The sequence below is a fragment of the Micrococcus terreus genome (assembly GCF_900116905.1).
In the GTDB taxonomy this organism is placed as follows: domain Bacteria; phylum Actinomycetota; class Actinomycetes; order Actinomycetales; family Micrococcaceae; genus Citricoccus; species Citricoccus terreus.
Window position 1 is genome coordinate 37,155 of sequence record NZ_FPCG01000001.1, and the last position, 20,883, is coordinate 58,037.

At 71.4% G+C, this 20,883-nt stretch carries 16 protein-coding genes and 1 pseudogene; 11 read left to right on the forward strand and 6 right to left on the reverse strand.

Annotated features, from left to right (window positions below; genetic code table 11):
- Positions 1 to 9: 9 nt before the first annotated feature.
- Positions 10 to 786: a hypothetical protein gene (locus tag BM355_RS00190; RefSeq protein ID WP_091692666.1), complete on the reverse strand. Its 777-nt coding sequence runs from the start codon at positions 784 to 786 to the stop codon at positions 10 to 12.
- 408 nt (positions 787 to 1,194) lie between these two features.
- Between BM355_RS00190 and BM355_RS00195 the strand changes: the two genes are divergently transcribed.
- On the forward strand, positions 1,195 to 2,049 hold the full coding sequence (locus tag BM355_RS00195) for an MBL fold metallo-hydrolase (protein ID WP_091692668.1): 855 nt from the start codon (positions 1,195 to 1,197) through the stop codon (positions 2,047 to 2,049).
- A 4-nt stretch (positions 2,050 to 2,053) separates the two neighbouring features.
- The gene (locus BM355_RS00200; protein WP_091692671.1) at positions 2,054 to 3,427 is read left to right on the forward strand and encodes an MFS transporter; all 1,374 of its coding nucleotides are present in this window, start codon (positions 2,054 to 2,056) and stop codon (positions 3,425 to 3,427) included.
- Between the two features lie 6 nt (positions 3,428 to 3,433).
- On the opposite strand, the gene BM355_RS00205 is transcribed toward BM355_RS00200, so the two are convergent.
- The gene (locus BM355_RS00205) at positions 3,434 to 3,886 is read right to left on the reverse strand and encodes an Lrp/AsnC family transcriptional regulator (protein ID WP_091692674.1); all 453 of its coding nucleotides are present in this window, start codon (positions 3,884 to 3,886) and stop codon (positions 3,434 to 3,436) included.
- A gap of 254 nt (positions 3,887 to 4,140) precedes the next feature.
- Between BM355_RS00205 and BM355_RS00210 the strand changes: the two genes are divergently transcribed.
- The 3 genes from BM355_RS00210 (at position 4,141) to BM355_RS00220 (ending at position 8,146) form a co-directional block, all read left to right on the forward strand.
- Positions 4,141 to 5,367: a thiamine pyrophosphate-dependent enzyme gene (locus BM355_RS00210; protein ID WP_091692677.1), complete on the forward strand. Its 1,227-nt coding sequence runs from the start codon at positions 4,141 to 4,143 to the stop codon at positions 5,365 to 5,367.
- A 98-nt stretch (positions 5,368 to 5,465) separates the two neighbouring features.
- Entirely contained in the window at positions 5,466 to 6,497 is a 1,032-nt protein-coding gene (locus tag BM355_RS00215) for an alpha-ketoacid dehydrogenase subunit beta (protein WP_245760537.1), read from the forward strand.
- Positions 6,494 to 8,146, forward strand: a complete 1,653-nt coding sequence (locus tag BM355_RS00220; protein WP_091692681.1) for a dihydrolipoamide acetyltransferase family protein — start codon at positions 6,494 to 6,496, stop codon at positions 8,144 to 8,146. Before BM355_RS00215 ends, BM355_RS00220 begins: the two co-directional genes overlap by 4 nt.
- Before the next feature lie 4 nt (positions 8,147 to 8,150).
- On the opposite strand, the gene BM355_RS00225 is transcribed toward BM355_RS00220, so the two are convergent.
- Positions 8,151 to 9,116 (reverse strand): phosphatase PAP2 family protein, encoded by a 966-nt coding sequence (locus BM355_RS00225; protein WP_177227776.1) that lies wholly within the window; start codon positions 9,114 to 9,116, stop codon positions 8,151 to 8,153.
- A gap of 151 nt (positions 9,117 to 9,267) precedes the next feature.
- Here BM355_RS00225 and BM355_RS00230 point away from each other — a divergent pair, with 151 nt between their 5' ends.
- From BM355_RS00230 to menD, 3 genes are all read left to right on the forward strand, one after another.
- Positions 9,268 to 10,359 (forward strand): o-succinylbenzoate synthase, encoded by a 1,092-nt coding sequence (locus BM355_RS00230; RefSeq protein WP_091692686.1) that lies wholly within the window; start codon positions 9,268 to 9,270, stop codon positions 10,357 to 10,359.
- A gap of 133 nt (positions 10,360 to 10,492) precedes the next feature.
- Complete coding sequence (locus tag BM355_RS00235; protein ID WP_091692689.1) at positions 10,493 to 12,721, forward strand: PhoX family protein; 2,229 nt, start codon at positions 10,493 to 10,495, stop codon at positions 12,719 to 12,721.
- Positions 12,722 to 12,852: 131 nt separating this feature from the next.
- Positions 12,853 to 14,886, forward strand: a complete 2,034-nt coding sequence (gene menD, locus BM355_RS00240) for a 2-succinyl-5-enolpyruvyl-6-hydroxy-3-cyclohexene-1-carboxylate synthase (RefSeq protein WP_091692692.1) — start codon at positions 12,853 to 12,855, stop codon at positions 14,884 to 14,886.
- Between the two features lie 125 nt (positions 14,887 to 15,011).
- On the opposite strand, the gene BM355_RS00245 is transcribed toward menD, so the two are convergent.
- Entirely contained in the window at positions 15,012 to 16,487 is a 1,476-nt protein-coding gene (locus BM355_RS00245; RefSeq protein ID WP_245760492.1) for an isochorismate synthase, read from the reverse strand.
- A 108-nt stretch (positions 16,488 to 16,595) separates the two neighbouring features.
- Between BM355_RS00245 and BM355_RS00250 the strand changes: the two genes are divergently transcribed.
- From BM355_RS00250 to BM355_RS00260, 3 genes are all read left to right on the forward strand, one after another.
- A complete protein-coding gene (locus tag BM355_RS00250) occupies positions 16,596 to 17,936 on the forward strand; it encodes a geranylgeranyl reductase family protein (RefSeq protein ID WP_245760538.1) in 1,341 nt (446 codons plus the stop codon).
- Between the two features lie 9 nt (positions 17,937 to 17,945).
- Positions 17,946 to 19,052, forward strand: coding sequence for a polyprenyl synthetase family protein (locus tag BM355_RS00255; protein WP_425435572.1), 1,107 nt, complete (start codon positions 17,946 to 17,948; stop codon positions 19,050 to 19,052).
- A gap of 139 nt (positions 19,053 to 19,191) precedes the next feature.
- Positions 19,192 to 19,743 carry a hypothetical protein gene (locus BM355_RS00260; protein WP_143109360.1) on the forward strand — a complete coding sequence of 184 codons (552 nt, stop codon included), beginning with the start codon at positions 19,192 to 19,194 and terminating at the stop codon, positions 19,741 to 19,743.
- 63 nt (positions 19,744 to 19,806) lie between these two features.
- Here the strand turns inward: BM355_RS00260 and BM355_RS00265 are convergent.
- Positions 19,807 to 20,331, reverse strand: a pseudogene (locus BM355_RS00265) (HIT family protein).
- 1 nt (position 20,332) lies between these two features.
- Positions 20,333 to 20,881 (reverse strand): hypothetical protein, encoded by a 549-nt coding sequence (locus BM355_RS00270; RefSeq protein ID WP_091692698.1) that lies wholly within the window; start codon positions 20,879 to 20,881, stop codon positions 20,333 to 20,335.
- Positions 20,882 to 20,883 lie beyond the last annotated feature (2 nt).

Consider the following 20,883-nt stretch of genomic DNA (forward strand, 5'->3'; position numbering starts at 1 on the left):
CCCTCCCGATCACCCTTCGATGTCCTGCTCGGGCTCATCCCACCGCCGACCGATCCTTCCGATCCTCACCCAGTCTTGACGGGGGAGGATCCTCCAGGCCAGCCAGCCTGCGGCTCCCATCAGGACGACCAGCAGAGGTGCCAGCTCCTCGGGCTGCGCCTCGGCTGCCGTCTCCCAGAGGTCGGGGTCTGCGAAGAGAGCACCGTCTGGCTCTTGGGCGTCCAGCACCACGGACGCGCTGTCGCCCACAGCCAGTCCAGGGTCGTCCCAGAAGTGGAGGAAGCGCGGGCCGGTGGGGGTGTCCACCAGGTACTCGGTGTAGGTCTGGCCCTTGAAGCGGGAGACGTTCGTCTGCAGCACCTGGGCGCGGAGCGGGACGGAGTTCTCCACCAGCTCCGCCCGCCGCAGATGATCCGCTCGGGCGGACCATAGGATGAGGACGCAGATGCCCACGGCGAGCACAGGAATCGCAGCAGCGACCAGGCGACAGATGCCGTCCGGTGGAGTCATCCGTACCAGTCCTCTGCGCAGCCTGGAGCTCAGTCGTTCCCAGGTCTCGGGGACCAGGTGGTACGTCAATACACCGGCCGCGGAACCGGCGAGGAACAGTCCTGCTCCCACGGCGGCGACCTCCACGAGCGGCTCGCGCTGCCAGGGGCGGTGGGAGCCGACGGCGATGACAGTTCCGGGGTCGTGCGGATGGAGGACGACGGGGATCCGCGAACCGGGACGGGCCTGGAACCCCTCCAGCCAGCTGGTGTCCACGGCGGCCAGACGCCCGTGCACCTCGCGTGGTAGTCGATGCTCAAGTCCTCGAGGGCGGTCTGCCGGACCACCTCGGCTTGGATCACCGGTCCGGCATTGACCACACGGGCCGTGCCCACGTACCACCCGATCAGTCCCAGGGGGAGCCCGATCAGCACCAAGGCGGACAGGGCGATCAACGCCAGGGCGAGGCGTCGTCGCCGGGCGAAGGGCATGGTCTCGCTGCCGAAGCGACGATGTGAGGCCATGGCCCACGCCCTCCGTGCTGCCTGGGCGGGGTGGCCCATGGTCGGAGCAAGATTCTACGGTCGGATCGGCCGATCTCCGTACCGTGTCCTGCGGTGGGATTAGTCTGACTGGCAGTGGCTTGGTAAGGCTCAGCCGCCGCCCGCAGCCGCCGATCCGGACACGCGAACGGAAGGTCCCGTCATGACTGAGTCCTCAGCCCCGCAGGCGCAGCGCGAGGTCGTGCACGGGTGGACGCGTGTCTCCGAGCATGCCTACACCCGCCCACTGGAAGGCTGGAAGGCCAACGTGGGGGTCGTCGTCGGGAAGCAGAGGGCGCTGCTGGTGGACACCGGTGCGGGTCCGGAACAGGCCCAGCGGCTGCTGGGGTTGGTGCGGAACCTGACTGATCTGCCGCTGGTGGTGGTCAATACGCACGCGCACTTCGACCACGTGTACGGCAACGCGTTCTTCGCTGACTCGGAGGCCGGTGGCGCCCAGGAGATCTGGGGGCATGAGGCCGCCGCGGCGTGGATCCGGGAGCACGGCGAGAGCCAGCGCACCGAGGTGGCCGACCTGGAGCCGCAGTTCGCCTCCGCTGAGGGGTCGCATGCCCAGATCCTGGCGCCCACGCGGACCATCGGTTCCGCACCGCAGGACCTTGACCTGGGCGGGGTGACCGCCACCCTGTTCCACCTGGGCCGCGGGCACACGGACGGGGACCTGCTGGTGGGCGTTGACAACGTGGTCTTCGCCGGGGACCTGGTGGAGCAGGGCGCCGATCCGGCGTTCGAGGGCTCCTGGCCGCGGGACTGGGTGACCGCCCTGCGCAAGCTCTCCGCCCTGCGGGACCTCTACCCGGTGGTGGTCCCCGGTCACGGCGAGGTGGTGGGGATGGACGTCGTGGATGACATGCGCGCCACCATGGGCCAGGCCGTGCGCGTGGCCACCACCGCTGTGCAGCAGGCCGCCACCGACGCCACCAAGGCGGTGCCGATCCTGCCGTACGGTCCCGAACAGGCCCGCGCGCTGATCCGTCGTCTGCGCGCCACCGGCTGACCGGATGACTGGCTCACTCAGACACCCCTTCCGGGACGGACCCCTCGCTCATGCCTTCCAGATCTACGCGCCCTCGGTCATCTACTCCGTGGGGCTGGGAGCCATCACCCCGGCCATCGCCTCCGCGGCGATCGCCCTGGGCGTGGGACTGGCCGTGGCCGCCGCCACCGTCACCCTGGTGGGCCTGGGATCGCTGATCAGCACTGCCCCGGCGGCCCTGGTCGCCTCCCGGTTCGGCGAGCGGCGGACCATCATCGCCTCCGCCTGGCTGGGCACGGCCGGCGCCCTGCTGGGATGGGCCACTGTGGCCGGTTGGCTGCCAGTGGGAACGCTCGCGGCATCGGACACCGGTGCCCCTCCTGACGGTCCTGACACCACGCGCATGGCCCTCTACATGCTCGCCATCCTGATGGTCGGCGCCGCCGGAGCCGGGTTCAACCTCGCCCGGCAGTCCTATCTGGCCGTGGCGGTGCCCATCACCCACCGGGCCCGGGCGATGTCCACCCTGGGCGGGACCATCCGCATCGGCCTGTTCGCCGGACCGTTCATCGGGGCGGCCCTGCAGACCCTGATGGGCCTGCAGGGCGCCTTCGCCGCCGGCACCGCCTGCATGCTGGCGGCCGCCGTGATCTGCTTCGCCATCCGTGACCTGGAGGCACCGGGCTCCGGTGCGCCGGGCCCGGGAGGTGAGGGGGCGCCGTCGGGAATCTCCGCCACTCCCGGGGGAGAGGGCAGCAGGATACCGACGCCGGCCCCCACCATGCGCTCGCTGGCTCGCCGGCACTGGCGTGTGCTGGCCTCCGCGGGTGTGGGCGTGCTCTGCCTGTCCGCGGCACGGTCCACGCGCACGGCGGTGGTGCCGCTCTGGGCAGAGCACCTGGGCCTGAGTCCGGCCACCGCCTCGCTGATCTACGGCCTGTCCGGATTCGTGGACCTGATCATGTTCTACCCCTCCGGCCTGCTGATGGACCGGAAGGGTCGACGGGTGGTGGCGGTGAGCTGTCTGGGCGGGATGACCGTGGCGATGGCCCTGGTGCCGCTGACCGGCACGCCCTGGTGGTTCATGGCCTCGGCGATGCTGATCGGGCTCGGCAACGGATTCGGCTCCGGGATCGTGATGACCCTGGGTGCGGACTACTCCCCGGAGGTGGGCCGGCCCAAGTTCCTGGGGCTGTGGCGGCTGCTCTCCGACTCCGGTGTGCTGGCCGGGCCTGCGCTGCTGTCCGTGGTGACGGCCGCGGCCGGACTGGCGGCGGGGATCTGGGCGGTGGCCGTGGTCTGCGCGGTGGGCACGGCGGTGTTCGCCGTGGTGCTGCCGAAGGGCCCGGGCCCGGTGGGCGGTCGCGGACGGGACAGCGCGCCGGTCTCCTCAGGCTGAGGCGGATCAGGCGGAGGGGAGCGGATGGTGGGAGTCGTGGTCCTCGAAGATCATGTATGTCTGGCTGTCCACCACGCCCGGGATGGGCTGGAGCTCATCGAAGACCACCCGGCGCAGATCGGCGTTGTCCTTGGCGCGCACCAGCAGGACCACGTCCATGTTCCCGCCCACCAGGGAGACGTGCCAGACCTCGGGGATCGCCAGCAGCTGGGCCTTCAGCTCCCGCCAGTTGTGCTGGCGCAGCTTCAGGGTGACATGTGCAGAGGCGCCCAGCCCGGCCTTGACCGGATCGATCGTGGCGGAGAACCCGGTGATCACGCCGTCCTCCTGCAGGCGGTTCAGCCGGGAGTAGCAGTGAGCCCGGCTGATGTGCACACGCTCGGCCAGGGCAGCCACCGAGAGACGTCCGTCGCGGGTCAGCTCGGTGATGATCGCGCGGTCGATCTGGTCCAGCGTCATGGGTGTCTCCGTTCGGCTCCGGCGGGACGTCAGCCCGTCTCTGTGCGGTTCGTCACAGTAGCAGAGTGTCCATCAGTCTAGGTGTCAGCAGTCAGAAAGTCTCTGCATGCTGGGACACTGCTGAACAAAACGTCCCTGTGACTGAGACTGGGAGCAGACCTGACCAGTCGGCATACCCCCTGGGCGATCCCCGGGGAGCCCCACTGGTCCCGACGCACCCGATCGGCCGCCGCGGCCGGGAAGGACGGGGCACCGTGACAGAGACAGCCCAGACCGACCACCCTGACCAGTCCGGACAGACCGACTCCAGCCGGGCGGCCCAGCGCTTCGGCATCTCCTTGGAGGACTACCTGCTGCCCACCCACGGGCGGATCCAGCTGGTGGACCAGGACGGGGCGCTGCTGCCCACCGAGGACCAGGGCACCACGCCTGGCCATGAGTACCCCATGCCCTCGGACGAGGAGCTGCTGGAGGGGTACCGCCACCTGGTGATCGGGCGGCGGGTGAACGACCAGAACTACGCCCTGGTCCGCCAGGGCCGGATGGCCGTCTACCCGTCCTCGCACGGGCAGGAGGCCTCCGAGGTCGCCGCGGCCCTGTGCCTGGAGCAGCGGGACTGGCTCTTCCCCACCTACCGGGACACCGTGGCCGTGCTCGCCCGCGGCGTGGAACCGCTGGAGGTGATGGCCTCCTTCCGGGGGACCTGGCACCAGGGGTATGACCCCCATGAGCACCGCACCTCGGTGCAGTCCACGCCGCTGACCACCCAGCTGTTGCACGCCGTGGGCATGGCCCAGGCGGCCCGGCTCAAGGGCGAGGACACCGTGGTGCTGGGCATGGTGGGGGACGGCGGCACCTCGGAGGGCGACTTCCATGAGGCGCTGAACTTCGCGGCCGTGTTCAAGCTGCCGGTGATCTTCTTCATCCAGAACAACAAGTACGCGATCTCGGTCCCGCTGGCTCGTCAGACCGCAGCCCCGTCCCTGGCGCACAAGGCCGTGGGCTACGGCCTGGCCGGCGAGCGGGTGGACGGCAACGATCTCGCCGCGCTGCTGGCCGTGCTCGGCCGGGCCGTGAAGCTCTGCCGCGAGGGCGGGGGACCGTTCCTGGTGGAGGCGGACACCTACCGCATGCAGTCCCACACCAATGCCGATGACGCCACCCGCTACCGCGAGGACGACGAGGTCTCCCAGTGGGCCGCCCAGGACCCGGTCCCGCGCATGCGGACCTTCCTGAGCGAGCGCGGGGTGCTCACCGAGGAGCTCGAGCAGCAGATCTCCGCGCAGGCCGAGCAGGTGGCCGCCGGACTGCGTGAGGCCATGTCCCAGGAGCCGGTGATCGACCCCCTGGAGCTCTTCGACCACGTGTACACCGTCCAGACCCCGCAGCTGGCCGCCCAGCGTGAGCTCCTCGCCGAGGAGCTGGCGCGCGCCGCGCAGGGATCCGCACAGCACCAGACCGGACAGGAGGGCCAGAAGTGAGCACCACCGCCACCGAGCAGCCGGCTGCGCCCGCAGCACCCGCCAAGCCCCAGACGCTGACCTTCGCCGCCGCCCTCAACGCCGCCCTGGCCGATGAGATGGAGAACGACCCCATGGTGGTGGTCTACGGCGAGGACGTGGGCACCCTCGGCGGGGTCTTCCGCATCACCGACGGCCTGACGAAGCGCTTCGGCGACCACCGCTGCTTCGACACCCCGCTGGCCGAGTCCGGGATCGCCGGCACCGCCGTGGGACTGGCCATGGGCGGGGCCCGCCCGGTGATCGAGATGCAGTTCGACGCCTTCGCCTACCCCGCGTTCGAACAGGTCGCCAGCCACATCGCCAAGATGCGCAACCGCACCCAGGGCGCCGTGCCGATGCCCCTGGTCATCCGCATCCCCTACGGCGGCGGGATCGGCGGCGTGGAGCACCACTGCGACTCCTCGGAGTCCTACTACGCCCACACGCCCGGACTGAAGGTCTACACCCCGGCCACCGTGGCGGACGCCTACCTGATGCTGCGTGCGGCCATCCGGCTGGATGATCCCGTGGTGTTCATGGAGCCCAAGAAGCTGTACTGGTCCAAGGCCGCGGTGACCCTGGAGGAGCTGCGCGCCGAGTTCGAGACCCGCTGGGCCAACGTGGAGGCCAGGCGCGAGCACGGGGAGCCCTACGCCCGCGCCGCCGTGGCCCGCACCGGCACCGACCTGACCCTGGTCAGCTACGGGCCCTCCGTGCCCACCTGCATGGCCGCCGCGGCCGCCGCTGAGGAGGAGGGCGTCAGCGTCGAGGTGATCGATCTGCGCACGGTGGTCCCCCTGGACGAGGAGACCGTGGTGACCTCGGTGCGCAAGACCGGCCGGGCCGTCGTCGTGGCCGAGCCCCAGGGGTACGCCTCGGTGGCCTCGGAACTGGTGGCACGCATCCAGCAGGCCTGCTTCCACTCGCTGCACGGACCGGTGCTGCGTGTCACCGGGTTCGACATCCCCTTCCCCGCCCCCAAGCTCGAACATCACCACCTGCCCTCCGTGGACCGGATCCTGGACGCGGTGGACGAGCTGATGTGGGACGCCGAGTCAGAAAAGGCCGATTCAGCAGATCAGGCACAGCAGGCAGGAGCGAGCCGATGAGCCAGAGCACCTTCAACCTTCCGGACCTGGGCGAGGGCCTGACCGAGGCCGAGCTGACCCGCTGGCTGGTGTCCGAGGGCGAGCAGATCGTGGTGGACCAGCCCATCGCCGAGGTGGAGACCGCCAAGGCGCTCGTGGAGGTCCCCAGCCCGTACGCCGGGACCGTGGCCACCCTGCACGGCGCCGAAGGCCAGACCATGATCGTGGGCGAGCCGCTGATCACCGTGACCACGGCTGTCCCCGCGGACCAGGGCTCCGGCCCGGAGGGAGTCTCAGGAGTTCCCGACGACGGCCACGCACCGGGCGCTCTCAGCTACCGGGAGGAGGAGCGGGCGGGGATGCAGATCCCCGCTGCCGACGGTGCTGAGACCACGCCGGACCTGGACCGGGTGCGCGGCGGAGATGCCGGTGGCGGCGCCGCTGAGCGTGCGGCCGAGACCGGCGAGGCCACGCGCACCGCTCCGGACCGCGGCGCACAGCCGGAGGATGGAGAGCCAGACTCCGAGGGCTCAGGCAGCGTGCTGATCGGCTACGGGACCTCCGGGCACGGCGCCGGTGGACGGACCCGCCCCAAGCGCCGGCGTCCGCGGTGGACGGAGTCCACGAGTGCGGGAGTCTCCGGTGCATCAGCCGCTGCTGGTGGTGGATCCTCGGACTCGAGCCCGTCCGCTGCGCCGCGCGTGGTCTCGCCGATCGTGCGCCGCCTGGCCAAGGAGCTCGGCGTGGACCTCGCCACCGTGCGCGGGACCGGGCCGAACGGTCTGATCCTGCGCAGGGATGTGGAGCAGACCGCCAGCGGGGCCGGAACGGCCCCGTCCGCTGGGGCCGCCGCCTCGTCCACCCAGCAGCTCGCGGCAGGTGAGGCGGGCACCCAGGGCGAGGGAGCCGCCGTCGGGAACACCAGTGCTGGGGGAAGCGCAGGCGAGACCGACCAGCGCTCCGGACTGGGGATCGCGTCCCGCGAGCCCATGCGCGGAGTGCGCAAAGCCGTGGCCGAGCAGATGGTGCGTTCACGCACCCAGATCCCCGAGGCCACGGCCTGGCTGGACGTGGACGTCACCCGGCTCGTAGAGCTGCGCGCCGAGCTGAAGTCACAGGATGCGGCCACCGCGCCGAGCCTGCTGGCGCTGATCGCCCGGTTCACCACGGCCGCGCTGAAGCGCTACCCCATCATGAACTCGCGCGTGGAGCAGGGGCCGGACGGGGAGTCGATCGTGCAGTTCGACGGCATCAACCTGGGCCTGGCGGCACAGACCGACCGTGGTCTGGTGGTGCCCTCGATCCAGCGTGCGGATCAGTACTCGGCGCGGGAGCTCCACGAGCAGATCGCCGCCCTGGTGGAGCGCGCACGGGACGGGAAGTGCACCCCGGCCGAGCTGACGCGCGGCACGTTCACCCTGAACAACTACGGGGTGTTCGGGACGGACGGCGCCGCCGCGATCATCAACGCCCCGGAGGTCGCCATCCTGGGCGTGGGCCGGATCATCGACCGCCCGTGGGTGGTGGACGGGCAGATCGTGGTCCGCAAGGTCACCGAGCTGACCCTGTCCTTCGACCACCGGGTCACGGACGGTGGCACCGCCAGCGCATTCCTGACCACCGTGGCACGCTGCCTGGAGAACCCGGGGTCGGCGCTCGCAGACCTCTGAGGTCTCAGCCCCGGGCTGCCGGCCGGCCGGACTCCCAGCGCAGGAAGCTGGCCAGGACGGCGAACACCAGCAGTCCGGGGCCCACGCTCACCAGCAGGCCGCCCAGGTAGTGCCAGCCGGAGGTCCACGGCACCGCCGGGTCCAGGGCCTCGCGTCCGCCGGCCAGCAGGTAGCAGAGCATCCCGCCCACGGTGGTGAGCAGCCCGCCCAGCCACAGGGCGATGTCCCAGCCGGGGTGCCCTCCGGGGTGCGGGTGCCGCGCAGTCCGCCGCGCGCGGGTGTTCCACTCAGCGCCGGTGCGGAGGATCAGCAGTCCGCCGGCCAGACCCCAGAACGCCGCCACCAGGTACGCCGCCGCCATGTCCGAGGGGCGGTGCCAGGTCTCCAGGAACGTCCCCGCGCCCACGGCGGTGGCGAAGAGAGCTCCCAGCGCCGCGGTCATCGGCCGCCAGCGGGGTGCCACCACCAGGACCACGGCCACCACGGCCGCCGCCGCGAAGGTGGTGTGTCCGGACGGCAGAGAGTTGCCGGTGTAGTACGGCACGCCGTTGTCCAGGTCCGGGCGGAGGAGGATGACCTTCTTGAGCAGCTGGGTGGTCAGGTTGGCGGCCCCGAAGCTGGCCAGGGCGATCGCCGAGGCCAGCCACCGCCGCCGCCAGACCGTGATGACCAGGAACACCAGGACCGCCGTCACGGCGGAGACGCCGGGCAACAGCCGCAGGACGGTCTCACCCAGGGGCGGCATGGTCTCCAGCCGCGCGGTGGCCGCCTGCAGGGCCATGTGCTCGGTGACCTGCCCCGTGCTCGTGGTGACGAACACCTGGAAGATCGCCAGCAGCAGCGCCACAGCGCCCAGCATGCCCAGTACCCAGGCCCAGGGACGGGACGCGGGCGGTCGTCCGGCACGCGCGGAGAGCGTGGTTCCCGCGGAGGGCGGCACGTCGCGGCGGTCAGAGAGACTCGAGGGCATGGCAGACATTGTGCGGCACGGTGCTGGACGAACGCCGGAAGCCCCCCTTCCAACTGCAGGTCAGTTATCACGCTCATCAGGCTCCGAAACGGCCCGTTGCGGGTGATGACTGACCTGCAGATGCAGGGACGGGCTCCCTAGACTGACGGGCATGTCCGCCGACCCCGCCGAGCCCGCCGAGCCAGCCCAGCCCCTGCCGCCCCTGCCCACCGGCGCCGACCTGCCCCCGCTGGAGGAGCTGCTCGAGCACGCCACCGTGGTCGCCCAGCCGATGCGCACCCGTTTCCGGGGCACCACGGTGCGCGAGGCCCTGCTGCTGCGCGGCCCGCACGGCTGGGCGGAGTTCTCCCCGTTCCCGGAGTACGGTGCCCAGGAGTCCTCCCGCTGGCTGGCCGCGGCGATCGAGGCCGGCTGGCAGGGCTGGCCGGAGCCGGTCCGCACACACGTCCCGGTCAACGCCACCGTCCCGGCCCTCCCGGCGGAACAGATCGCCCCGCTGCTGGAGCGCTTCGGCCCCGTGCCCGCGGTCAAGGTCAAGGTCGCCGAGCAGCCCGCACCCGGCACCGCCCCGGACCCCCGCGTCCACGGTGTGGAGGCGGACCTCGCCCGGGTGGCTGAGGTGCACCGCCTCCTCCCGGACGCCGCCGTGCGGATCGACGCCAATGCCGGCTGGGACCATGCCACCGCGCTGGAGGCACTGAGGCGACTGGCCGTCGTCGTGCCCCTGGAATATGCCGAGCAGCCGGTGCCGGGCATCCAGGGCCTGGCCCGTCTGCGCGAGGCCCTGGCCGCCGAGCACATCCCCACGCCGATCGCCGCGGACGAGTCCGTGCGCAAGGAGACGGACCCCCTCGCCGTCGCCCAGGCCGGGGCCGCGGACCTGATCGTGGTCAAGGTCCAGCCCCTGGGAGGCGTTCGCCGTGCCCTGGCGATCGTGCAGGCCACCGGGCTGGACGCCGTCGTCTCCTCCGCCCTGGACACCTCGGTGGGGATCGCCGGGGGAGTGGCCCTGGCCGCCGCCCTGCCGCGGCTGCCCCACGCCTGCGGGCTGGGCACCGTCGCGCTGTTCACGCAGGACGTGGTGGATCCGCCCTGGATTCCCGACGACGGCCGGCTGGCCGCCACCTCGCGTCCCGTCCCGGACGGGGAGGCGATGGCGCGGCTGCGCGCTCCGGAGGAGGCCCAGCGGCGCTGGCGGGAGCGGCTCGCCGGGGCCTATCAGGTGCTGGCTGCCGGGGAATAGGACCCGCCGGCGTGACCGAAATAGACCTCACGCAGAGTTCATCTGGAGGTCACCGTCCGGTCCGCCCACTGGTCGCTTGAGCTGACCACAGTGAGAGCCGCGAATCCCCCCCAGCGTCTCGAAGGGACCCCCGATGCTCAAGCGTCTCCTGCCCATGGTCGGCCACACCCGCGGCAACCGCTCTGCCGTGACCTGCGCACTGAAGTGCGGCAACGCCTGCGCCCACCCGGTGCCGAACACCTCGGACAACCCTCACTTCCAGGACATCGCCAACGCCGCGTTCTCCCGCCGTGCCGCTCTGGGCATGGGCGGCGGTCTGGCTGCCGCCGTCGTCGTGGGCGCCCAGGCCGTGTCCACCGCTCCGGCCGCCCAGGCCGACTTCGGCGCCACCCCGAAGGGCGGCGGCAAGCTGCCGTTCCAGGCGATCGACCCGGTTCCGCGCACCGTGGACCGGATGACCGTTCCGGAGGGCTACGACTGGGCTCCGGTCATCCGCTGGGGCGACCCGCTGTTCGCCGACTCGCCCGAGTTCGACATCAACCGGCAGACCGGTGAGTCTCAGGCCCAGCAGTTCGGCTACAACTGCGACTACCTGAACATCATCACCGACGGCCGCAACGACCGCTCCGGCTACCTGGTGAACTCCCACGAGTACACGAACGAATACATCATGTTCTCCCCGGAGTACATCGCCTCGAACTTCGAGGACGTGGTCAACGTCGGCATCGCCGCCCACGGCCTGTCGATCGTGGACCTGAAGCGGGACAAGAAGGGCGCCCCCTGGACCTACGTCCGTGGTGGCCGCCGCAACCGCCGCATCACCGGCTTCACCCCCTTCGCCGTGGACGGGCCCGCAGCGGGCTCGAAGCTGCTGCAGACCGTCGAGGATCCCACCGGTCGTCGCGTGCTGGGCACCCTGAACAACTGCGCCGGCGGCACCACCCCCTGGGGCACCGTGCTCTCCGGCGAGGAGAACTTCGACCAGTACTTCGTCGGCACCGGTTCCCCGGAGGAGGCCCGCTACGGCCTGCGCCCCGGGCCCACCGGCCGCCAGTGGGAGCGCGTGTACGACCGCTTCAACCTGAACAACCCGGGCTACAAGAACGAGGCCAACCGCTTCGGCTGGATCGTGGAGATCGACCCGGAGGACCCCACCTCCACCCCGGTCAAGCACACCCTGCTGGGACGCTTCAAGCACGAGGCCGGCAACGTGTACATCGCCCCCAATGGTCAGGTCGCCGTCTACATGGGCGATGACCAGGTCAACGACTACGTGTACAAGTTCGTCTCGAAGAAGAAGTACATCGAGGGGAACAAGAAGCACAACATGACCCTGCTCTCCGAGGGCACCCTGTACGTCGCCCAGTACCAGGGCGACTCCCCGCAGTCGGAGATCGACGGCCGCGGCACCGTCCCCTCGGACGGCGACTTCGACGGCACCGGCAGGTGGATCCCGCTGGTCAAGGACAACCGGTCCATGGTCCCGGGCATGTCCGTGGACGAGGTCCTGGTGTACACCCGCCTGGCCGCGGACACGGTCGGCGCCACCAAGATGGACCGTCCGGAGGACATGGAGCCGAACCCGGTCACCGGCAAGATCTACCTGGCCCTGACCAACAACTCCTCCCGCAGCCTGGCCACCGTGGACGAGGCCAACCCGGTCGCTCCGAACCGCGACGGCCACGTCATCGAGATGATCGAGGACGGCAACGATCACGCCGGCGAGTCCTTCACCTGGAACATCCTGTTCCTGGCCGGCGACCCGGCCAAGTCCACCTCGGCCTACTTCTCCGGCTTCCCGCAGGACCAGGTCTCCCCGATCTCCTGCCCGGACAACCTGGCCTTCGACTCCCAGGGCACCCTGTGGGTCTCCACCGACGGTCAGCCCGGCAAGATCGGCTACGGGGACGCCCTGCACAAGGTCACCCTGGAAGGACCGGAGCGGGGCAAGGTGGAGCAGTTCCTCTCCGTCCCGCGGGATGCCGAGACCTGCGGTCCGGTGATCCACGACCGTGACAACTCGGTGTTCGTGGCCGTGCAGCACCCGGGCGAGAACGGCACCTGGGGAGCCCAGACCTCCTACTTCCCCGACTACCTCCCGGCCTCCGGTCCGGTCCAGGTGGGGGACAAGGTGGCGGCACCGCGTCCGACCGTCGTCCAGGTCTTCTCCACCCGCGGCAACAACGGCGTGGGCCACGCCAAGCGGGCTGAGAAGGGCGAGAAGGCCAACCCGAAGCACGCCGGCAAGGGCGTGCGCCGCGGCAACGGCCGCAATGAGGGCGTGAACTCCAACCCGACCGCCGGCAAGGGCAACAAGGGCAAGGGCAACAACAACGGCAAGGGCAAGGGCGCGAAGGGCTGACCCTTCACCTGCCCGACGGCGGCCCCCTCACCAGGACTTCCCGGCCCCGGTGAGGGGGCCGTCCCGTTCCTCCCTGTTTCCCCGTCCCCCCGTTCACCCGGTGGTCAGACTCCCTCCGTAGGATGAGGGACATGGACTCCAGCCGCACCAGCCCGCTTGATCCGCACACCACCCCTCACGCAGCGCAGCCCCCGCACCCGCGGCGTTCGCACGTGAGCACGGCGGTGCCCACCCTGTACTCCGAGCAGGTGGCCCAGACCGTGGTGGAGGCTCTGGTGGACGGCGGCGTGCGGGAGGCGGTCATCGCCCCTGGTTCCCGCTCCGCACCGCTGGTGTACGCGTTGGCCCAGGCCGAACGTGCCGGGCGGCTGCGCCTGCACGTGCGGATCGACGAGCGCTCCGCCGCCTTCACCGCGCTGGGACTGGCCCTGGCCTCGGGCCGGCCGGCCGTCGTCGTGACCACGTCCGGGACTGCGGTGGGCAACCTGCTGCCGGCTGTGATGGAAGCCGACCACGCGGGGGTGCAGCTGGTGGCGCTCACCGCGGACCGGCCGGACGAGCTGCAGGGCACCGGGGCCAACCAGACCACCGCACAGGACGGGATCTTCCCGCTGCACGTGCGCTTCAACCAGACCCTCTCCGGGGACCGGGTGCTGCCCGAGGACTCTGAGCCGCTGCCGGAGTGGCTGGCCGCCGAGACCGCTGAGCTGCACGGCTCCGAGGCCGACCCGGTCCGCGAGGCTGAGCGCGAGCACACCGAGCTGATCCGCGCCACCGTCTCCCGCGCGCTGCTGGCCGCCCAGGGGTTCGACACCGAGGACGTGGAGGGCTTCGCCGGGGTGCCCGGCGTGGCCGTGCGTGAGTCCGCGCCGGGCCCGGTGCACCTGAACATCCGCTTCCGTGACCCGCTGGTGCCCCGTGAGGACGCACCAGCAGCGGTGGAGACCCCTGGCCTTCCCGACGTCGGCCCGGTCACCTCCTCGCTCGAGCTTGCCCTGGGCGGCGGGTCCGGTGCCGGTGCGGAGAGCGCCGAGCGGATGGCCGGACGGCTGACCGAACAGCTGGACATCGACGTCAGCGGACTCTCCGAGCTGCGCACGGTGGTGGTGGCCGGACACGGCGCCGGCCCGGTGGCCGCCGCCTTCGCCACCGCCCTGGGGCTGCCGCTGTTCGCCGAGCCCAGCTCCAACGCCCGCTTCGGCTCCAACGCCGTGGGGGCCTACCCACTGCTGCTGGGCTCGGCAGGCGGCCTGGGCGAGGACTCGCTGGACCTGGCCGCCCAGATCGAGCAGGTCATCCTGTTCGGCCGTCCCACCCTGACCCGGCAGATCGCCGCGCTGCTGAACCGCGAAGACCTGCACACCGCGTTCTACCAGCCCGAGCCGGTGGCTTGGTTCGAGCCGGGCAGCCGCCGGGAACGCCCGGTGGAGGACCTGGACGAGCTGGCCGTGGTGGCCGGCCGGGGACCTGCAGGATGGCTGACGCGCTGGCAGCAGGCCGGGGTCAGGGCCCAGGCGGCCGTGGAGGATGCCCTCGCCACTCGGCATGACGTCGTCGGGCATCCCGGGGCCATGCGCACCGGACAGCTGGTGGCCTCCACCGTGCGCGGGCCGCTGGTGCTGGGCTCGTCCTCGGTGATCCGGGACGTGGACCTGTCCTGGCGCCCGCCCGCGCAGGCCCAGTCCGTGGTGTTCGCCAATCGCGGCCTGGCCGGGATCGACGGCACCGTCTCCACCGCCGCCGGGATCGCCCTGGCCACGGGGGAGCGGACGGTGGTGCTGTGCGGGGACCTGACCCTGCTGCATGACACCAACGGCCTGCTGCTGGGGCCAGATGAGGCCGAGCCAAATCTGGACATCGTGGTGGTCAACGACACCGGCGGGGCAATCTTCGCCGGACTGGAGCATGGCGAGGTAGCTCAGCGCGAGGGCATGGCCCCGGTGGTGGAGCGGTTCTTCGGCACACCGCACGGCGTGGACCTGGAGGCGCTGTGCCGGGCCCACGGTGTGGAGTGGATGGCCGTGGAGTCCGAGGAGGGTCTGGTCTCGGCGCTGGGCAGCCCGGTGCGCGGCCGGCGGATGCTCGAGCTGCGCTCAGACCGTGAGGCGCGTCCCGGGGTGCGCCGGTCGGTGACCGAGGCCGTCCGCGCCACGTTCGAGGACTGAGCACTCAGCCCCTTCGTCGTCGTCTCTGCGACGTGTCGTACCGGCAGTCGGTACGCCATGTCGCAACGCAGACGCAGATCCAGTTCGGGTGGGTCGCGTGGGTCGCCAGGAACCCTGGCGCCGCCTCAGTCGCGCAGGCCGAGCGCCTGGAGCATGGGGCGCATCTTGGCGCTGGTCTCGGCCAGCTCGGCCTCGGGATCGGAGGCGGCCACCACGCCGCAGCCCGCGTAGAGCCGCACGGTGTGCTCATCCTCCACCACGGCCCCCCGCAGGGCGATTCCGAACTCCCCGTTCCCGGCAGCGTCCATCCACCCCACCGGCCCGGCGTACAGGCCACGGTCCATGCCGCGTTCGGTGTGCTCGAGCTGACGGATCAGCGCCGCCGCCTCGTCCCGGGGCGTCCCGCAGACCGCCGCCGTCGGGTGCAGCACCTGGGCCAGGTCCAGGGCGCTGGCCCGGCGGCCACCCTCCGTGGAACGGGCCAGCTGTGCGGTCACGTCCGAGGCCAGGTGCCACACATTGGGCAGCTCCAGCACGAACGGCTCCTGGTGCGCATCCAGGCTCTGCGTCAGCGGTCCCAGCCGTTCGGTCAGGGAGTCGATGGCCAGCTGGTGCTCATGGCGCTGCTTCTCGTCTTCGAAGAGCATCCGCGTGGCGAAGGCCGTGCCGTCTGAGCCGCGCGGGGCGCCGGAGCGGTCCAGCGTCCCGGCCAGCACGCGCGCCCGCGCCTGTCCCCGCTCGACCTTGATCAGCATCTCCGGGGTGGCCCCGATCAGCCCGTCCACCGAATACGTCCAGCAGTCGGCGTAGCGGGTGGTCAGCTCGCCCAGCACGCCCGGCACATCCACGGGGTCAGCGGTCTTCACGACGGCGTCGCGCGCCACGACCAGTTTGGTGAGCCTCCCAGCGCGGATGGCCTCCACGCCGGCGGCCACGGCGCTCAGGTACCCCTCCCGGTCCAGCACACCCTGGGTGAGCGTGGCATCCGGGGAGGTCCGCGCGTCCGGCCCCGCGATCTGCGCCGCGCTGGCAGGACCAGTACCGGGGGAGCCCAGCAGCTCGGCCAGCCGCTGCTCCGCGCCCTCGGCATCCGGCCGCCAGCCCTGCGCAGCTCGTGCGCGGTGCTCGGGGGCGTCCAGGTCCACCTGCCAGGTCAGCCAGGCATGCCCGTCCACGGCACTGACCACGATCTCCGGCACCCGCACCACGGAGGGGACCGGACTGGCGTCGTCGAAGGCGAAGGCCGCGAACGCGATCGGTGCCGTGGCCGCGGAGGGCACCGGGCCGTCGTCGTGGTGGAGGGTGTGGGGCGGGATCACCGGGATGGTGCCGGTCAGAGCGGGGGTGCCGGGCAGCTCAGTGCCGGCGGCACCGTTGACAGCGTCCTCCCACCACTGGCGGGCGGCGTCGAAGCGCTCCGGGCCGGTGGCGTGGAAGCGGGCGGCGGTGCCCAGACCGACCATGCCGTTGCCGAAGCGGATCCAGGCGCACTCGTCGCCGGTGCGCAGCAGCTCCGCCAGGGTGTTCTCACCGGACAGGGGCCGGGCACAGGTGACGGACGCCAGCCGCGGTGCCGACGTCCGATGGTCAGGGTTGTTCATGACCGTGCCAGCCTACCGGTCTGGGAGAATGGGGCCGTGCCCACCCCGAACCCCGCCTCCGCGTCTGCCCCGAACCCGTCCCCCTCCCGTCCGCCCCGCACCGCCCAGGTGCTGATCGCCGGGGGCGGCCCCGCCGGTGCCACGGCTGCATTCCATCTGGCCCGGGCCGGGGTGGAGGTCACGGTGCTGGAGAAGACCGCCTACCCGCGGGAGAAGGTGTGCGGGGACGGACTGACGCCGCAGGCGGTGCGTGAGCTGCAGCTGATGGGCCTGCCGCACAGCGCCGAGGAGGGCTGGCGGCACATCAAGGGGCTGCGCCTGGTGGCCGGGGAGCGTGCGGTGGAGGTGCCGTGGCCGCAGACCGAGACCTGGCCGGACTACGCCCTGGTCCGCACCCGGCATGACTTCGACCAGCTGCTGGCCGAGCATGCCCGCGCCGCCGGGGCCACCATCCTGGAACGCCACTCCGTCACCACCGTCCTGAAGGACGAGGCTGGCACGGTGACGGGTCTGCGGGCGGAGCTGCTGGACCCGCGCGGCCGCAAGACCGGCGAGTTCCAGGACTTCACGGCACCCGTGGTGATCGCCGCGGACGGCAACTCCACGCGCACCGCCGTCTCGGCCGGGCTGCACCGCCGTGAGGACCGGGTGATGGGAGTGGCCGTGCGCGCCTACTACGAGTCCCCGCGCCACACCGACGACTGGATGGAGTCCTGGCTGCGCCTGCCGGATGCGGACGGCAACCCGCTGCCCGGATACGGCTGGCTCTTCCCCGTCGGAGACGGCACCGTGAACGTGGGCCTGGGCATCCTGGACACCTCCCCGCAGTTCGGCAAGCTGGACTACCGCGGCATCCTCAAGGACTGGTCCAGCGCACTGACACCCACGTGGGGCCTCTCCGAGGACACCCGGACCTCCAAGATCCTGGGCGCTGCCCTGCCCATGGGCTTCAACCGCACCCCGCAGTACCAGCCGGGCCTGCTGCTCGTGGGCGACTCGGCCGGCATGGTCTCCCCGTTCAACGGTGAGGGGATCTCCTTCGGCATGGAGGCCGCCCGGCTGGCGGCCGACCTGGTGGTCACCGCACTGCAGCGCCCGACGGCGGCCGGCCGGGAGGCGGTCCTCTCCCGGTATCCGGTGCTCACCCAGCAGACCTGGGGCGGGCACTTCGCGCTGGGACGGCACTTCGCCCAGCTGATCGGGCACCCGAAGGTGCTGGAGGCGGCACTGGCGGTGGGGCTGCGCACCCCGGCGCTGCTGCGTCCGGTGGTGCAGGTGATGGCCAACCTGGTGGACCGTCCCGGGGATTCCCTGGTGGATCGGACGGTCCGCCTGCTGGAGCGGGCCGTCCCGGCGGCCACCACCCAGACCGTGCTGCCTCTGGAGTCTCCCGTCACACCGGGCTCGGCGCCGGGCGGGCCCGTCCAGTCGGCACCGAAGATTCGTTAGGCTGGTGCGGTGACTTCCCATGACTCGGGCCATGCGGCCGACCCTGCCGTGGCCAGCCCTGCCCTGGCCGGGATCACCCTGCCCGCCGGGTTCGAGGGCCTGACCGAGCACCCTCGGCTGCTGGATGTGGTGGTCGAGGCCCTGGACGCGGTCGAGGCCGAGCTCTCCGAGGCGGTCTCACACGCCGATGAACTGGCTGACACCACCAGCCGCCACCTGCTGGAGGCCGGGGGCAAACGCATCCGCCCGCTGCTGACCATCCTGGCCTCCCTCTTGGGGGACCCTGAGGTGGCCTCGGGGCAGGTCGGTGAGGTGGGGGAGCAGACCCGCCGGGCTGCCGTCGTGATGGAACTCACCCATCTGGCCACTCTCTATCACGACGATGTGATGGATGAGGCCCCCGTGCGCCGCGGCGCTCCCACCGCCCACCGGATGTGGGGCAACTCGGTGGCGATCCTGGCCGGGGACCTCGTGTTCGCCCGCGCCTCACAGTTGATGGCCACCCTGGGTCCGGAGGCGGTGCGCATCCAGGCGGACACCTTCGAGCGCCTGGTGCTGGGACAGCTGCGGGAGACCGTGGGTCCGGCCGATGGGGTGGACGAGCTGGAGCACTACCTGGATGTGCTGGCGGGCAAGACCGGTTCGCTGATCGCCGCCGCCGGGCACCTGGGCGCGTTCTTCGGCGGCTCGGACCCGCAGGCGGTGGCGGTGCTGGCGGACTACGGCGAGAAGGTGGGACTGGCCTTCCAGCTCGCCGATGACGTGATCGACCTGACCAGCGCCTCTGAGACCTCGGGCAAAGTGCCGGGCACGGACCTGAAGGAGCGGGTGCCCACACTTCCGGTGCTGCTGCTGCGGCGGGCCGCCCTGCAGGACGGGCCCGACGGCGAGGCCGCACGCTCTGCCGTGGAGCTGATCGACGGGCCGCTGGACACCGACGAGCAGCTGGCGGCGGCCGTGCAGGCGGTGGCCTCGCACCCGGTGATCGACGAGGCGTGGACCATCACCCGTGGCTGGGCTGAGGATGCCCGCGCGGCGCTGGCCCCGTTGCCGGACTCCCCGGTGAAGGTCGCCCTGGAGGCGTTCGCCGACTACGTGGTCTCCCGCCGCGCCTGACCCTGCGGTCCTGCGGACGCCGGCCACCGGTCACGGCAGGGCCACGGAGTGACCGTTCGGCATAATCCCAGGTCACAGTTGAGACTCGATGTCCGTGGAGGCTGTTCCGCACCATCGGGTCGGGGGCAGGCTGCTCCTCATGACACACCGTTCCACGACCGCTGCAGCCGCAGTGCTGACCGCCCTGGGCCTGTCCCTGGGCGCCTGTGCGGCACCGGGATCGGGGGGGTCCGTGTCCGCGGTGTCCTCGGTGCAGGCATCCGTCGAACAGCAGCCTGGCCCTGAGGGTTCCAGTGGGGCTCCGGACGCGGTGGCCGCCGATGAGTCCGAGCTGATGGGCAACTACGCCCTGCTGGAGCTGACCGCGCGCGGTCGGCCCGTGGAGATCCCTCAGGACCTGAACGTCACCGTGGTCACCGAGGTCAAGGACACCAGCTTCATCGACGTGACTGGCCTGTGCACCCGCGTGGACATCACCGCCGAGGACTGGTCCACCTGGCCCACCGAGGCGGTCCTCTACACCCAGGAGGCCGAGCAGATCCCGGCCATCGGCTGCGCAGAGGATCTGGACGAGGCCGTCACGGCGGTGCGGAGCGTACTGACCGGGACGGTCACGGCCCAGCTCGCCGAGGACGGCACCACCATCACCCTCACCCAGGGCGAGCATCAGGCGGTGCTGGAACGGCGCTGACAGTGCTCCGGCCCAGTCCAGAACGGGGGGCCGGACCACTGTCCGCGGCGGAGCCCGTCTGCTTCAGTCGCGCTCGCCGCTGCGTGCGGCCAGCACGTCCTGCAGTGCGGCGCGCAGCTCGCGGGCCTTGACCGCTCGGACCTCTGGATCCACGGGATGGCGCAGCTGGCGGTAGAGCATGTCGTCCGGCTACCTCGGGAAGATGTGCAGGTGGTAGTGCCACACGTGCTGGTTGCCCGCCGGCTCGTTGTGCTGGCGGGTGGAGACGCCCTCGGGCGCCCAGGCAGCCTTCATCGCCACGGCCACGTGACGGGCCATCAGCGCGATCTTCTGCAGCACGGCGTCCGGCAGGTCGTAGAGCGTCTCATAGTGCCGGGCGGGGGAGATCATCGCGTGGCCCTCATGCGGCCCGAAGCCGTCGCAGGCCATGAAGACGATCACGTCCTCGTCCTGGTGGACCAGATCCGTCAGCTCACACCGGTTCCCGGGATCGGACACATCACCCTCCACCAGCCCGCAGAACGGGCACACATAGCCCTCGGGAGCGTGGGAGGGGAAGCTGGGGAAGGATGCTGACCCGTGGGGCACCTCAGCGGCCCTTCCGGCGTCCGGGAGCGCCGCCGTCGGGAATCTGGCCTGCCGGGTCCTCGTCCTCGCCGAAGGTCCACTCCAGCAGGTCCAGGGTGAACTCGCTGAAGGTGCCTCCCTCGTTGGTCCACTCACCCTCGTCCGCGTCCGCACCGGTGGAACGGCGCCAGACCAGGGGGTCGGGCAGGGAGGCGTCCGAGACGGGCAGTCCCCAGACGGTGGACTCCTTCGCGTCCTCCAGGAACATCAGGTAGCCGTCCCGGATCTCCAGCTCGTCCGCGTCCCAGAAGAAGTGCTCGTTCTCCAGCAGCTCCGGACAGCTGCCCAGGGCCAGGTGGAACTCGTACAGCGAGAGCGGAACCGGTGCGGTGCCGCCGTTCTCCTGTGCGGCGGGGGACTGGGCGAGCAGGGCGTCCAGCTCGTCGGCCGGGACGCCTTCTGCTGCGGTCCACGGGGTGTCCAGGTAGAGCGGGACCAGGTTCTGGAAGGACTCGAGGAACACGCGGGTGGGCTCAGCGGCGCCGGACCGGCGGGAGGTGCGAGGGGACATGC

Bases quoted from the DNA above. Each gene is read 5' to 3' on its own strand.
- BM355_RS00270 (WP_091692698.1), bottom strand. From the start codon at position 20,881: ATGTCCCCTCGCACCTCCCGCCGGTCCGGCGCCGCTGAGCCCACCCGC.
- BM355_RS00230 (WP_091692686.1), top strand. From the start codon at position 9,268: ATGTCCGCCGACCCCGCCGAGCCCGCCGAGCCAGCCCAGCCCCTGCCG.
- BM355_RS00235 (WP_091692689.1), top strand. From the start codon at position 10,493: ATGCTCAAGCGTCTCCTGCCCATGGTCGGCCACACCCGCGGCAACCGC.
- menD (WP_091692692.1), top strand. From the start codon at position 12,853: ATGGACTCCAGCCGCACCAGCCCGCTTGATCCGCACACCACCCCTCAC.
- BM355_RS00225 (WP_177227776.1), bottom strand. From the start codon at position 9,116: ATGCCCTCGAGTCTCTCTGACCGCCGCGACGTGCCGCCCTCCGCGGGA.
- BM355_RS00260 (WP_143109360.1), top strand. From the start codon at position 19,192: ATGACACACCGTTCCACGACCGCTGCAGCCGCAGTGCTGACCGCCCTG.
- BM355_RS00215 (WP_245760537.1), top strand. From the start codon at position 5,466: ATGGAGAACGACCCCATGGTGGTGGTCTACGGCGAGGACGTGGGCACC.
- BM355_RS00245 (WP_245760492.1), bottom strand. From the start codon at position 16,487: ATGAACAACCCTGACCATCGGACGTCGGCACCGCGGCTGGCGTCCGTC.
- BM355_RS00200 (WP_091692671.1), top strand. From the start codon at position 2,054: ATGACTGGCTCACTCAGACACCCCTTCCGGGACGGACCCCTCGCTCAT.
- BM355_RS00195 (WP_091692668.1), top strand. From the start codon at position 1,195: ATGACTGAGTCCTCAGCCCCGCAGGCGCAGCGCGAGGTCGTGCACGGG.
- BM355_RS00220 (WP_091692681.1), top strand. From the start codon at position 6,494: ATGAGCCAGAGCACCTTCAACCTTCCGGACCTGGGCGAGGGCCTGACC.
- BM355_RS00205 (WP_091692674.1), bottom strand. From the start codon at position 3,886: ATGACGCTGGACCAGATCGACCGCGCGATCATCACCGAGCTGACCCGC.